Below are 13,172 nucleotides of genomic sequence, written 5' to 3'. Positions count from 1 at the left end.
AGTGATGGGACAAGGTCACATTCTTAATATAATCAATCCTGCCGTCTAGTCCCTTAGACGACTAGCTTATTGTTATCTTTCATTTTGTCTAGAAGCTTGACAGCTGATAGTCAGCTCAGCTGAAGCTCCAGCCTCTAAAACCTTTTAATCGCTATAATAAAACGAGGAACTGAGAAGTTCACCCAGCCCCCATTATACCATACTTTCTTATAATTCAATAATTTTTCCAGTTTTTAAATAGACAATCCATTCACAAATATTACGAGCATAGTCACCGATACGCTCTAAATACATGAGAACCTGGAAGTATTCCTTGCCAGCAAAGACGGCATCTGGTGTCTTGCGAATTTCTTCGACAGCTAGAGATTGGATTTCGCGGAAATAATTATCAATGATTTCGTCTGAAGCAGCAATCTCATAGGCTTTGGCATCATCTGCATTAATATAAGCATTTAGCGCCTCTTCAACCATCTGCTTGACTGCCTTCCCCATCAAGTTGATATGCTCCTCAACAATCGGGATACGCTCTTCTCCTTTCATGCGAATGGTTGCTTTAGCGATAGAGGCAGCGTGATCTCCCATACGCTCAATATCACTTGAGGCCTTCAAAACAGTAATAACTGTTCGCAAATCGTTTGAAACAGGCTGCTGTAAGGCGATAATTTCAAGAGACTTTTTTTCTAATTTTGTTTCAAATTCATTGATGGTATCGTCTTCCTCAATCACCTCTTTGGCCAATTCGCGGTCATGACTGACAAAGGCACGAACGGTTTTATTGATTTGAGACAAGACTTCTGTTCCCATAGAGTAAAACTGATTGTGTAGCTTGTCTAATTCTTCTTCAAATTTAGTTCTTAACATCATTTTTTCTTTCTATTGATTCATTTATTATCCTAAACAGAGAGGATACCTAGACTACAAACAAGATCCCTTAGCCAAATTTACCCGAAATATAATCTTCTGTTTCCTTCCTCTTAGGGTTCATAAACATTGCCTTAGTAGGACCAAACTCAAGAAGGTCTCCCTCTAAGAAGAAGCCTGTCCGGTCTGACAAGCGCGAGGCCTGCTGCATGGAGCGGGTAACGATAACCATCGTATAATCCTTTTTTAGTGAGAACAGAGTCTCTTCGATTTTGCCGGCTGAAATGGGATCTAAAGCCGATGTTGGCTCATCTAACAAAATGATTTTAGGGCTGGTTGCCAGAACCCTTGCTATGCAGACACGCTGCTGCTGACCTCCTGATAGCCCAACAGCTGAATCATGAAGTCTATCCTTGACCTCACTCCAGATAGAGGCTCCTTTGAGAGAGGATTCAACAGCGTGATCTAAAACAGCCTTATCTCTAATGCCCTTTAGGCGCAAGCCATAAACAACATTTTCATAAATAGACATAGGAAAAGGGTTGGGCTGCTGAAAGACCATACCAATTTCTTTTCGCAAATCAACAGTGTCCGTTCTTGGGCTGTAAATGTTATGTCCATTATAAACGATTGACCCCGTAATGGTTACCTCTGGATTCAGGTCATTCATGCGATTGATGGAACGCAAAAGCGTTGATTTCCCAGACCCTGAAGGGCCAATGAGCGCTGTAATTTCATTTGGGTAAAAATCCAAGGACACGTCCTTTAAGGTTTTCTTTTTATTATAGTAAACAGAAAGATCTCTGATCTGTAAAATAGGTTCTGCCATCATATCCTTCTTTCTAACCAAAGTGTCCTGAGACGTAATCATTTGTGGACTGACAGGTAGCGTTTTGGAAAATGTTACGCGTTTTATCGTATTCAATTAAGTCACCCAAATAGAAGAAAGCAGTGTAATCACTTGCTCTAGCGGCCTGCTGCATGTTATGAGTAACGATAATAATGGTGTAATCCTTCTTCAACTCAAACATGGTTTCTTCTAGCTGCATGGTTGCAATAGGATCAAGGGCTGAAGCTGGTTCGTCCATCAACAAAATATCTGGCTTAACCGAAATAGCTCTAGCAATACACAAGCGCTGCTGCTGACCTCCTGAGAGGGTAAAGGCTGATTTATGAAGATCGTCCTTGACCTGATCCCACAGAGCAGCCTGCTTAAGGGAGGTTTCGACAATTTCATCTAAAATCTTTTTATCTCTCACTCCTGCTCTTTCATGTGCAAAGGTGATGTTTTTATAAATAGACTTGGCAAATGGGTTTGGCCTTTGAAAGACCATTCCTAGGTGCTTACGGATTTCATACACATTCATGTTCTTTCGGTTGACATCAATGCCTTGGTACAAAATTTCGCCTGTCACTCTAGCAATATCAATGGTGTCATTCATTCGATTGAGGCTGCGAAGATAGGTTGACTTGCCACAGCCTGAAGGACCAATTAGGGCTGTAATTTTATTTTTTTCAAATTGCATATCAATCCCCTTGATTGCCTCCTTGCTACCATAATAAACATGCAAATCCTTGGTAGCTAGGGCAATGGTTTCTTCTGGAAATGTAATGATATGACGTTCGTTCCAATTATATTCTGTCATGAATCTCTCCAATGTCTTATTTTGCTGCTGTCATCTTAGCATGAATACGCTTGCCAATGAAGCGAGCTGATAGATTGAAAATAAGGATAAAAATCAACAATACCGCTGCACTACCAGCAGAAACAAGTGTTGCATCAGGGATTGTTCCCTCACTATTGACCTTCCAAATATGAACAGCTAAGGTTTCAGATTGACGGAAAATTGAAATAGGGCTAGTCACGCTCAAAGGGTTCCAATTTGACCAATCAAGAGCTGGGGCAGACTGACCCGCAGTATAGATAAGAGCAGCTGCTTCACCAAAGATACGACCTGAAGCCAAAACAATACCTGTCACAATACTTGGCAAGGCCTCTGGAATAACCACATGAAAAACAGTTTCCCAGCGTGAAAGCCCAAGGGCTAGCCCTGCCTCTCTTTGCGTGTGGTGCACGTGCAGCAAGCTGTCCTCAACGTTTCTTGTCATTTGCGGAAGATTAAACACCGTCAAAGCAAGGGCACCTGATATGATAGAAAAGCCATACTCAAACTGTACAACAAAAATAAGGTAGCCAAACAATCCAACCACAACAGATGGCAGTGAGGACAGGATTTCAATACAGGTTCTAATCACATTTGTTACAGGCCCTTTTTTAGCGTATTCGGCCAAATAAATGCCAGCACCTGTTGATAGGGGAATGGAGATAATCAAGGTTACTACCAGCAAGAAAAATGAATTATAAAGCTGAATCCCAATACCTCCACCAGCCTCATAGGACGATGATTTCCCTGTTAAAAACGACCAACTGATATGAGGTAAGCCACGCACAAGAATAAACAGAATTAGGGAAGCTAAAATAGCTACAATAATTCCAGCAATAGTATACAAGCTACCAGTTGCTACTTTATCAACCTTTTTAGCGTTCATAATTTCTCTTTCTCTCTTTCGTAATTAATTTGACAAGGGAATTAAAGGCCAGACTCATCAGCAATAAGACAAGGGCTAATGACCATAGCACATTATTTTGAACAGTTCCCATAACTGTATTACCAATTCCCATAGTCAATACAGAGGTCAATGTAGCTGCTGGAGTGGTTAGTGAAGTCGGCATGACTGCTGAATTTCCCACAACCATTTGAATAGCTAAGGCTTCACCAAAGGCTCTAGCCATGCCAAAAATAACAGCAGTAAAAATACCAGGACGAGCTGCATTTAAGACCACCCGCCAAATGGTCTGCCAACGCGTAGCCCCCATAGCCATAGAAGCCTCACGATAATGACGAGGAACAGCGCGTAGACTATCTGTTGTCATAAAGGTGACGGTCGGTAAAATCATGACAAACAAGACACAGACCCCTGATAGGATACCAAAGCCTGTTCCACCAAAAATAGAACGAATAAAAGGAACAACGACCTGCAAGCCAATAAAGCCATAAACAACTGATGGGATACCTACAAGCAGTTCAACTGCTGGCTGTAATAGCTTTGCCCCATACTTGGGTGAAATTTCGGTCATAAATACTGCTGCACCAATGGCAAATGGTGTTGCTACCAAAGCTGATAAAATCGTGACTAAAAACGATCCAGCAATCATCGGAAGAGCTCCAAGATAAGGAACACCGGCAGCATTTTTAACGCTAGGCTGCCACTCTGTACCAAATAGGAAATCAAAAAGATTAACCTTATTCACAAAAAAGGTAGACAAGCCCTTTTGAGCCACAAAAATTAAAATCATTGCAACGATAAAAACAATTAAGGCGAGGCAAAAAAAGGTAATCGTACGACCAAATGCTTCAAGACGTGAATTTTTTGATGGTGAGGCTAATTGCTTAGCTAATTCCTGATTTTTCATAATTCCCCCATTATTTATTTGTAACTTTGCCATCATAGGATTTGACTACCTTCATATCAGTGATAGCAATATAACCCATGTGTGTCACAATTGTTTTTTGGACCTCATCTGATAGCACATAATCCAAAAATTCCTTGGTTAAGCCATCTGGCTTGCCTTTGGTATACATATGCTCATAGGACCAGATGGGCCAATCATTGGTGGCTACATTTTTGGCATTGGCTTTAAAGCCATTCAATCGTAATGATTTTACAGACGAATCCACATAGGCAAAGGATAAATAAGAAATGGCTCCTGGTGTCTGAGACACAATCGATTTAACCATACCGTTAGAATCCTGCTCTTGACTTTGCTTAGCAGTGACACCCTTCATGATGACACTATCAAAGGTAGCACGTGAGCCTGAGCTTGCCGCTCGATTAATCACTGAAATAGCAAGATCCTGTCCGCCAACCTGCTTCCAGTTGGTGTATTCACCTGAGAAAATCTTTTGTAGCTGCTTGCTTGTGAGATTAGATACCTTGACCTTAGGATTGGCAATAACAGCAAGCCCTGCTACGGCAACCTGGTGATCAACAAGCTTAGCAGCATCAATTCCGTCCTTTTCTTCTGCAAAGACATCACTATTACCTACCTGAACAGCACCTGACTGCACCTGTGATAAGCCAGTGCCAGAGCCGCCTCCTTGAACATTAACAGATTTTCCTAGGTTATTGCTTCCAAACTCATCAGCTGCGGCCTCTACTAAGGGCTGTAATGCTGTTGAGCCTACCGCTGTTATGGATTCTCCCTTATCAATCCAGCTTGAGCAGGCTGACAAAAAGAAAGCCGACAAGGCTAAAAGACTTAACAAAAAGAATTTCTTTTTCGATTTCATTATTATATTCCTATTCATAAAAATAAAGGTTTATAGCGAAGAATTAAGCTTCAGCATATTCTTTATAGTAACATATCTAACAATGCTTTGGAAGAAGTTTTATTTAAAATTATAAAAATTTAATGATGTACTATTCCCTAAAAACGTAAGCCTTTAGGGAAGCTATTTTTAAGGGTACGACCAACTATTTTAGCAAAGCCCAGACCATTTCCGTTAATGACCAGCTGATACCAATCTGTAGCATAGGATTCTGGTAAGGTAATGGTATTTCCTGAGGCGTATGTGATAAAGTCCTCTTCGTCAATCTCAACAGATAAGCTGACCTCTTCAGGCTTTAACGCCAATCCCAGAGCATAAGAAGGCTCAAAGCGTTTTTTCTTAAAAGTGCCTAATTCCAGTCCATTTCTTGCAATTTTAAGCGATCGAAGACAGGGTAAGCCATCTGGTAACAGGTACAAACGATCACCAAAGACCTGTAACAGACCCGTCAAGGCTATGTTTAAATGATTTTTCTCAAAATCCTGCCACAGCTTCAGCTGCTCTTTGGTGAGGTTAGACCCTGGAGATTTATAGCTTGAAGAGGAAACCGTTGATCTAGTATCCTTTAATTTGGCAACAAACTGTCCCTCTCCTTTAAAACGATGAGGGTACATTCTAGCTGCCTGTGGCATGCCGATCCCCTCTGACATGCCGTTGATCTTAGGGATATGCTCCAGCTCAAGGAAATCATAGCTTTCTAGTAGCCAGCGAACAACCTCTTCGTTTTCTTCAGGCGACCAGGTGCAGGTCGAATAAATCAGCTGACCACCTGGCTTTAGCATAGGTATCGCCTCTGATAAAATGGACCTTTGCAGGTTAGCACATGCTGCTGGGTAATCCTTGTGCCAGTAGCTCATAGCATTTGGATCCTTGCGAAACATGCCCTCGCCAGAGCAAGGCCCATCAAAGACAATAGTGTCAAAATATTCTGGAAAAACAGTTGCCAGCCTGTCAGCGGACTCATTTGTCACAACAACATTTCTAGCACCAAAGCGCTCTATATTTTCAACTAAAGCCTTACTTCGCTTGGTTGAAATCTCATTACTCACTAAAAGTCCTGTATTCTCTAGATAGGCAAGTAACTGAGTTGACTTGCCACCTGGCGCTGCTGCCAAATCCAACACTCTAGTCCCCTTAGCAGGTGACGCTACCTGAGCAACCATTTGAGCAGCAGGCTCTTGGGAATACACCACACCTGACACATGGTTAGGAGACTTTCCTGATACCCTGCCGTAGTAACCCCATAGTGTATCAGGAATAGGAGGATCAAGGCAGACCGATTGGTGCTTTAAGGGATTTATCCTATAGGCACTGATAGCAGGCTGATCAAAGCTCTCAAAAAAAGCTTTTGCTTCTGAGCCTAACAGCTGTTGGTATTTTTCAATAAAATCGTTTGGTAATTGCATGCTTTTCATCTTAATCTTACTGATTGTTCTCGTTTATATGTAGCAGGGATTGAATGGTGGCTAGCTTGGACTTGGGAACAAACATCACCTTCTGCCTAGACTGAAAGTCTGGCTGCTCTCCCTCTAAGGTCAGCAGGACATAGCCAAGGCTTTCGCCCATAATAGCTGCCGCTGCATAATCCCAAGGTTGAATATAGGAGAAATAAGCCATTAGCTGCTGCCTTAACACCCTGGTCATGCAAATGCCTGCGCCGCCATAAACCCTCACGCCTAGGGTTTGATCAATGAGCTGGTGCAGGTTGTACTCGTTCCTTGAAAGCATACCTGCATTGCAGCCAATTAAGCTGCGATCAAGCGGCTTATCCTGATAAGATGCTAAGACTTGATCATTTAAAGTAACAGCAAAGTCTCCGCCACCTGAAAAAAGCTGATCTGCCATGACATCATAAATGAGACCAAATTTTCCGACGCCATTCTCATAATAAGCCATCATGATAGCAAAATTGGCTTTCTGTACAATAAAATTCACCGTACCGTCAATGGGGTCCAGCACCCAAACCTTGCCATCTGTAATAGCATGACAAATATCGCCCTCCTCAGCTATCATATGGTCACTAGGATAAGCCTTCTTGATTTTGGAGATTAAGAAATCCTGCGTCTCTTGATCTACGTTAGTCACTAAATCATCATGCTGCGTCTTGATTTCAATAGCTAAGCTGTCCTTCATTCTATCCTTAATAAAAAGTCCAGCCTCTTTGATGATAGTTTTTGCAAATGCGTATTTATCTTCCAAGGGAAAAGAATCCTTTCTCAATTTCTCTGGCTTTTTTGACAGCTTGATAGGTTGAATAGCCACTGGCTTGTTGGAATTCGCGGTCAATCTGCTTTTCCTGTGATTTGCTTCTTACAATCTCCTTGTAGGCAGCATAGCTTTTGAGTAGCTCCTCTGCTCCTACCTTAGCCTCATAGGCTAACTCTACCTGATTTAAAAAATGAAGCACTGATGTTATCTCTTCAGTGCTCCAGCTTACATCAAGTGGGTAATGATAATGATCTGACATGTTATCCCTCGATTTCTGCCTTTATGGTTGCTTGACGCAGTTCTTGCTTACGATAATCCCTTGGCAAAAAGGCCCTAATCTCATCTTCATTAAAGCCAATTTGCATTCGCTTACTATCCATAATGATTGGCCTACGAAGAAGGCTAGGGTTCTTTGCGATCAAATCAATCAAATCCATGATAGACAGCTCATCAATGTCAATATCCAATTTTTGAAAAACCTTTGATCGTGTTGAAATAATATCCTCTGTTCCATTTTCAGTAAAGGATAGGATCGCTAACAGCTCCTCACGACTAAGTGGGCTGGTAATAATATTATGCTCTTGAAAATCAACGTCATGCTTGGTGAGCCAGGCTCTGGCCTTACGGCAGCTAGTACAGCTTGGTGATAGAAATAAGGTAATCATACTTTTCCTCTGTTAATTGTGCTTACCTTATTATACAAAAATTTAATAGCCTTGGCTATCTTTTTTCCAATTTATGGCAGCTTCTTTATCCTGCTTTAGTTGGCTGATAAAGGCGCTAACATCACTAAATTTAGTCATCTCACGAATCCTATCTAGCCAAATAATTTCAAGAGTTTCTCCATAAATGTCTTCATTAAAGCCAAAAATATTTGCCTCTAGTCGTAGCTCTTTGCCACCAAAGGTAATGTTCTTGCCGATACTCGTCATAGACCGATAGCGCTCTCCTCTAATCAGCACATCTGTCACGTAAACACCATCAGCTGGCAGATAGGTCCTATCAATAGGTGCAAGATTGGCAGTTGGAAACCCAATGGTTCGCCCACGCGCATCACCATGCACAACCATTCCTCTTGTTGAAAGCTCGTAGCCAAGCAGCTGATTAGCCTTAGCGACATCTCCTGCTTTAATCAGGCTTCTGATACGTGTTGATGAGATTTTGATCTGGCCCTCTTTAACCTCTGAAATGCTATAAACGGTTCCCTTTATTCGTTTCGCTAAGTAATGACTATCTGCGTGATCACACCCAAATTGATAATCAAAGCCTACAACAATATGCCTTGCCCTTAAGCGCCCAATATAGTGGTCAATGAAATCATCAGAGGATAGTTTTGAAAATGACGTGGTAAAATCAAGCAAATAAAGCTTATCAACACCATACTCAGCAAATTTTTCATACCGCTTTTCCGGATAAGTAATGTGCTGTAAAAAATCAGGAGAAAAGCGTGTAAAGGCCAGCTGAGGAGACTCATGGAAGGTCAAGGTGACTATTTTTAGACTTTCCTGACGTGATATCTCCTTTGCCTTATCAAATAAAGCCTTGTGACCTCGGTGCAGGCCATCAAAGTAGCCTAAGACTAAAACGGTATCAGCTGATTCATCAATCTCCTGATAGCCTTTAATGTGTTGTATATCCATATATCAATCTTTTCTAAATAAAAACCTTTCTTGGCTTGTAAAGCCCTTCTTGCTTTTCTAAAATAGCGATTAAGCTGTCCTGATAAAAAGCCGCTAACAGATTTTCCTCACATGATAGAGCGATTTTTCTACCAAAGGAAAGCTCTCTCAGCTCCCAATCATTAACGACTACTCTGGCTAAATCACTAACACCATATTCAATAGGCAATAAAAAGCTCATGTCCTTTTTATCCAGCAGCTCAGCAATCTCTGACAAGGTATAGGACTGATCTAAAGTTAACCCCGAAGAAGCTGTCCGAACCAGCCAAGACATATGGCTTGCATAGCCAAGCGCTCTTCCTAGATCAACCGCCAAGGTCCGAACATAGGTCCCCTTACTACAGCTCACCCTGAAGCTAAATCGGCAAAGACCACCTACAAAGGTCAAGGGACTTGTCCGCTCAAACTGGTCAATCGTTACCTGTCTTTTAGGGCGCTCGACTGCTTCACCAGCTCGTGCATAATCATAAAGCTTGCGCCCATTGACCTTAACTGCAGAATACATCGGTGGGATCTGAGTGATTTGACCAACAAATTGTGTCATTGCCTCATCAACCATCGCTTCAGTCAGGCTTGAGGATACTGCTGTTTGGTCAACAATTTCACCGCTTGTGTCCTCTGTTGTTGTCGAATAGCCAAGAGTAACCTCTCCCTCGTAGATTTTACCTGCTTCTGTCATGTATTCAATGACTCGCGTTGCCTTTCCAACTGCTATAGGCAAAACACCAACCACGTCAGGATCAAGCGTCCCTCCATGTCCAATCTTTTTTTCTTGTAATAGCCTTCTAAGCTTAAAAACAGCGTCATGTGATGTCATGCCTGCTTCTTTTTTTAAATTGATTATTCCGTTTATCATGTGTTACTTTCGTTTATTGTTTTGATCATTAGCTTACTTATTATAACCATTTCATAAGGCTTTTGACAAGCAACAAAGCCTCTATCAATAAGCCTAACTGAAATAGCCCTAAGGCTTGATTGCTTGAAACTTGTCACGCATGGTTGGATTATTTCTGGTTAGTTTTTTGACAGAGACATCATCTAGCTTGTTATTGGCTAAACGCAGCTGATTTTCACTAGTTGTTAGGAAGCGCTTGACCTCCTCCATACGCTTGATGGACTTGTCAATTTCATCAATGGCTTTTTTAAAGTTATTGCTTGCAGACTGGTAGTTTTTAGCAAAAGCATGCTTAAACTGCTCTAGGTCCTCCTCAAAATGTGTAATATCAATGTGCTGCTCCCTGACAAGCGCCAATTCTTGCTTATATTTTAAGCTATTAAGAGCAGCGTTACGCAGCAATCCGATGAGATGAATAAAAAGCTGAGGCCGAACCACATACATTTTGTCATAGTCATGACTGACATCAACAATTCCTGCATTGTAATAATCATTGTCTGCTTCAAGCATGGTAACAAGAACAGCATATTCACAATTCTTTTCCCGGCGATCCTTATCTAATTCCTTAAAAAAATCACTATTTTTATGCTTGGTCTTGGTCGTGTCAGCCTCATTTTTCATTTCAAACATGATTGAGAGAATTTCAACACCATTACTGTCTAGCTCTCGGTAAATATAATCACCCTTTGAGCCTCGATGAGACACTTGATTGTCCTTGGTAAAACTGGCATTTGGAAAGGCGTAGCTGCGAACCTTGTTAAACTCAGTTTCGGCATACAGTTCTAAGCTCTCTCCAATAGCCTTGGTTGACTGCTGCGCTTTAAAATTCTTGTAAAACTCAACCTGCTCATTGACAGCCTTTAATTGCACCTCATAATCACTGCGCACAGAAGCCAAAGAGAGCTCACTTTCTTTTTCCTGCAGCACGAGCTGATTTTTTAGGTGATCACGTTCCTTTTCAACAGCTGTAAGGGCAGACTGGAGCTTTGATTGATGCTCAAGCGCTAGCTTATCTAGCTGATTGTGGAGCTCTAGGAGCTCCTTATCCTTTTGGGCTAGTCTTTGAGCCAATTCTAAGGCATTACTAGAAGACAGCTTTTCTAGCTGTGCCTTTAGCTCAAGTATGTCATGATCCTTTTGAGCTAGCTCCTGTTGCCTCAGATAGGCCTGTTCTTGCTCAATATGTTCCAAATGACTGGTCAGACTTTGGATAGCCTGCTCCTTTTGAGTAAGCACCTCTTGGAAGCGGCTATTGGCCCTTGCTTCTTGCAGTTTCATCTCACTTTCTAGATGCTGTGCCAGCTCCTTTTCAAACTCTTGACCCCGCACCTGTGCTAAGAGCTGACTATAATCAGACTCATTGACCGTAAATAAGGTATGGCAATGAGGACATTTTAGTTCTTTCATGATTTCTCCATTCTTGCAATTATCTCACTGCCATTATAGCAAAAAAGCCTGAAAAATGATTTTTTCCAGACTCTTAATCATAGCAGCAAGCAGCTATTATACCTGCTCTTCCTTATAATCACGATAAAATTCTACTTTCAGTAGAATAAAGCGCTCCAAATCCTGCAATAGCTGAAACAAAATCGCCCGTCTTTCAAATTCCTCTCTGGTCTGAGGCAGCTCTCTTTGCCTAAAGACCTCAAGTAATTGCTCAATATCGTCAATCAAGGTCAAAGCAGAATTCTTCTCACTCAGCTGATGGGCTGTCTCATGAAAAAGATGGGAGAGTAGGATACTTTCTCTGCTTTGAGAAGTTAGCTGATTGACATTTAAGGCCATTTGCGCCAACAATCTATTTTGATGACGTCTCATCTCAAAATAATGCACCTGATAATTGGTATGATAAAAGAGGGTATTGTGCCTTTCGCGATAAACCAGCTTTAGCGCCTCATCTAAGCTAAGCTCTAATTCCTTAATCATCTGTCCCTCGTTTTGTCCCTGACCTTCTAACAAAAAGGATTCAAAACGGTACAAGATAGCCTTTAAGCCATCTTCTATCCTTTGGTGGTACAGACGTAGACGATGCTCCTGAGATCCCATATACCCGTTAACAAGAAGGGCAAGACCAGTCCCAATCAAAAACAGCAACAACTCATTTAAAAGAATCGATAGGTCAATACGCTGCTCAGACATTAGGTGAGTCACCAAGACAGTGATAGGAACAAGCCCCGCCTCTATTTTCAGCTGATAAAGCAAAGGAATGGTCAGCGCTAAATACAAGCTAAGGGAAAGCAGACCAAAGCCAAATAAGGCAAATAGACTAACCGCCACAGCAAAGGCTAAGAAAAAAGACAGCAGACGATTTCTAGCAACAATTAAGCTAGATTTTCTAGTGTCTAACACACCTAACAGGGCAATAATTCCCGCCGACACCGCATAGGACAGCTGTAGCTGAGAGGCAAGAAAGATTGCAGCCATTGTTGCTAATAGCATTTTTATTGTTCGTTCAATTAAGCTCACACTCTACCCCTAGCCCAGACCTTTTTGAATTTCATTTTGAATAAACTGCCACTCCTGCTCAGCTCTGCTTACTTTTCGTTGATAGTCATGCAGGCCTCGCAAATATTGATTAATCAAATAATCCTGCTTAACCAAGGGAATGACCGGTACAGGGATATCAAGCAAGGCCTTGGTCGATAGGTTAATCACATCCTTTCCATGATCAGCCGCCTCTAACAGGGCTTGACCAATAGCAGACTCCAAAAAGAACTTGATATAGTAGCCTCGCAAAACCCGCTGAGGACGCAGCACTGTGATATTAGAGGAGGCTACCATTTCCCTTTCTTGCTTATGAAAAACACAAACCTTCTGAACAGTCCCCTTTGAGGCAATCAAGACATCTCCATCCTCTAAGATATAGCGCAATAGTTGTCGTCTATCCATATGAAAGGCTCTAACCTGATGATAGTCAATTCCTAGCTGTCCCATATCAGACAGATTAATCAAACCAAATTCACCAGCCTCAGCCTTACGAGAAACAGCCTTCCCCTTAAAACAATCAACAACCTGACCAAGTGGTATCTTTTCTCTATTATCAGCCAAATAGGCAGCTATCATCGCTTCCATAAAGTATCCTTCTATCAAATTATAGTATTTTAATACTACCATATTGTTAAAGGATTTTCAAGTGCC

The 13,172-nt window shown here is 41.6% G+C and carries 15 protein-coding genes; all 15 read right to left on the bottom strand.

All coding sequences use genetic code 11. The annotated features are described in order from the left end of the window. Positions 1–207 precede the first annotated feature (207 nt). Entirely contained in the window at positions 208–861 is a 654-nt protein-coding gene (phoU, locus tag I2432_RS05140; RefSeq protein ID WP_012678018.1) for a phosphate signaling complex protein PhoU, read from the bottom strand. Between the two features lie 70 nt (positions 862–931). Beyond that, a complete protein-coding gene (pstB, locus tag I2432_RS05135) occupies positions 932–1,690 on the bottom strand; it encodes a phosphate ABC transporter ATP-binding protein PstB (RefSeq protein WP_012678019.1) in 759 nt (252 codons plus the stop codon). Between the two features lie 13 nt (positions 1,691–1,703). Further along, positions 1,704–2,507 carry a phosphate ABC transporter ATP-binding protein PstB gene (gene pstB / locus I2432_RS05130; RefSeq protein WP_206159067.1) on the bottom strand — a complete coding sequence of 268 codons (804 nt, stop codon included), beginning with the start codon at positions 2,505–2,507 and terminating at the stop codon, positions 1,704–1,706. Between the two features lie 16 nt (positions 2,508–2,523). Further along, positions 2,524–3,411, bottom strand: a complete 888-nt coding sequence (pstA, locus tag I2432_RS05125) for a phosphate ABC transporter permease PstA (protein ID WP_012679475.1) — start codon at positions 3,409–3,411, stop codon at positions 2,524–2,526. Continuing rightward, positions 3,401–4,336 carry a phosphate ABC transporter permease subunit PstC gene (gene pstC, locus I2432_RS05120; protein WP_043025772.1) on the bottom strand — a complete coding sequence of 312 codons (936 nt, stop codon included), beginning with the start codon at positions 4,334–4,336 and terminating at the stop codon, positions 3,401–3,403. Before pstC ends, pstA begins: the two co-directional genes overlap by 11 nt. A 10-nt stretch (positions 4,337–4,346) precedes the next feature. Beyond that, entirely contained in the window at positions 4,347–5,213 is an 867-nt protein-coding gene (locus I2432_RS05115) for a phosphate ABC transporter substrate-binding protein PstS family protein (RefSeq protein ID WP_111692426.1), read from the bottom strand. 137 nt (positions 5,214–5,350) lie between these two features. Next, positions 5,351–6,658 carry an RsmF rRNA methyltransferase first C-terminal domain-containing protein gene (locus I2432_RS05110; protein WP_206159080.1) on the bottom strand — a complete coding sequence of 436 codons (1,308 nt, stop codon included), beginning with the start codon at positions 6,656–6,658 and terminating at the stop codon, positions 5,351–5,353. A 16-nt stretch (positions 6,659–6,674) separates the two neighbouring features. Beyond that, the gene (locus I2432_RS05105) at positions 6,675–7,451 is read right to left on the bottom strand and encodes an inositol monophosphatase family protein (protein ID WP_206159066.1); all 777 of its coding nucleotides are present in this window, start codon (positions 7,449–7,451) and stop codon (positions 6,675–6,677) included. Beyond that, complete coding sequence (locus I2432_RS05100; RefSeq protein ID WP_012678025.1) at positions 7,441–7,719, bottom strand: UPF0223 family protein; 279 nt, start codon at positions 7,717–7,719, stop codon at positions 7,441–7,443. The genes I2432_RS05105 and I2432_RS05100 overlap by 11 nt, the downstream gene beginning before the upstream one ends. Before the next feature lies 1 nt (position 7,720). Next, the gene (locus tag I2432_RS05095; protein ID WP_012678026.1) at positions 7,721–8,125 is read right to left on the bottom strand and encodes a Spx/MgsR family RNA polymerase-binding regulatory protein; all 405 of its coding nucleotides are present in this window, start codon (positions 8,123–8,125) and stop codon (positions 7,721–7,723) included. 42 nt (positions 8,126–8,167) lie between these two features. Continuing rightward, entirely contained in the window at positions 8,168–9,100 is a 933-nt protein-coding gene (locus tag I2432_RS05090) for a bifunctional riboflavin kinase/FAD synthetase (RefSeq protein WP_206159065.1), read from the bottom strand. Between the two features lie 13 nt (positions 9,101–9,113). After that, positions 9,114–9,995: a tRNA pseudouridine(55) synthase TruB gene (gene truB, locus I2432_RS05085; protein WP_206159064.1), complete on the bottom strand. Its 882-nt coding sequence runs from the start codon at positions 9,993–9,995 to the stop codon at positions 9,114–9,116. A 108-nt stretch (positions 9,996–10,103) separates the two neighbouring features. Further along, the gene (locus I2432_RS05080; RefSeq protein ID WP_206159063.1) at positions 10,104–11,441 is read right to left on the bottom strand and encodes a DUF2130 domain-containing protein; all 1,338 of its coding nucleotides are present in this window, start codon (positions 11,439–11,441) and stop codon (positions 10,104–10,106) included. A gap of 96 nt (positions 11,442–11,537) precedes the next feature. Further along, a complete protein-coding gene (locus tag I2432_RS05075) occupies positions 11,538–12,500 on the bottom strand; it encodes an aromatic acid exporter family protein (RefSeq protein ID WP_206159062.1) in 963 nt (320 codons plus the stop codon). A gap of 9 nt (positions 12,501–12,509) precedes the next feature. Further along, positions 12,510–13,106, bottom strand: coding sequence for a restriction endonuclease subunit S domain-containing protein (locus I2432_RS05070; RefSeq protein ID WP_111678049.1), 597 nt, complete (start codon positions 13,104–13,106; stop codon positions 12,510–12,512). Between the last annotated feature and the right edge of the window lie 66 nt (positions 13,107–13,172).

This window comes from Streptococcus equi subsp. zooepidemicus (assembly GCF_015689395.1).
Taxonomy (GTDB): domain Bacteria; phylum Bacillota; class Bacilli; order Lactobacillales; family Streptococcaceae; genus Streptococcus; species Streptococcus equi.
The sequence above is the reverse complement of the archived record's forward strand: the minus strand, read 5'-3'. Positions and strand labels throughout refer to the sequence as shown.

What these genes read in the sequence shown, in the direction of transcription:
- phoU (WP_012678018.1), bottom strand. Translation starts at nt 861, where the DNA reads ATGTTAAGAACTAAATTTGAAGAAGAATTAGACAAGCTACACAATCAG.
- pstB (WP_012678019.1), bottom strand. Translation starts at nt 1,690, where the DNA reads ATGGCAGAACCTATTTTACAGATCAGAGATCTTTCTGTTTACTATAAT.
- pstB (WP_206159067.1), bottom strand. Translation starts at nt 2,507, where the DNA reads ATGACAGAATATAATTGGAACGAACGTCATATCATTACATTTCCAGAA.
- pstA (WP_012679475.1), bottom strand. Translation starts at nt 3,411, where the DNA reads ATGAACGCTAAAAAGGTTGATAAAGTAGCAACTGGTAGCTTGTATACT.
- pstC (WP_043025772.1), bottom strand. Translation starts at nt 4,336, where the DNA reads ATGAAAAATCAGGAATTAGCTAAGCAATTAGCCTCACCATCAAAAAAT.
- I2432_RS05115 (WP_111692426.1), bottom strand. Translation starts at nt 5,213, where the DNA reads ATGAAATCGAAAAAGAAATTCTTTTTGTTAAGTCTTTTAGCCTTGTCG.
- I2432_RS05110 (WP_206159080.1), bottom strand. Translation starts at nt 6,658, where the DNA reads ATGCAATTACCAAACGATTTTATTGAAAAATACCAACAGCTGTTAGGC.
- I2432_RS05100 (WP_012678025.1), bottom strand. Translation starts at nt 7,719, where the DNA reads ATGTCAGATCATTATCATTACCCACTTGATGTAAGCTGGAGCACTGAA.
- I2432_RS05095 (WP_012678026.1), bottom strand. Translation starts at nt 8,125, where the DNA reads ATGATTACCTTATTTCTATCACCAAGCTGTACTAGCTGCCGTAAGGCC.
- I2432_RS05090 (WP_206159065.1), bottom strand. Translation starts at nt 9,100, where the DNA reads ATGGATATACAACACATTAAAGGCTATCAGGAGATTGATGAATCAGCT.
- truB (WP_206159064.1), bottom strand. Translation starts at nt 9,995, where the DNA reads ATGATAAACGGAATAATCAATTTAAAAAAAGAAGCAGGCATGACATCA.
- I2432_RS05080 (WP_206159063.1), bottom strand. Translation starts at nt 11,441, where the DNA reads ATGAAAGAACTAAAATGTCCTCATTGCCATACCTTATTTACGGTCAAT.
- I2432_RS05070 (WP_111678049.1), bottom strand. Translation starts at nt 13,106, where the DNA reads ATGGAAGCGATGATAGCTGCCTATTTGGCTGATAATAGAGAAAAGATA.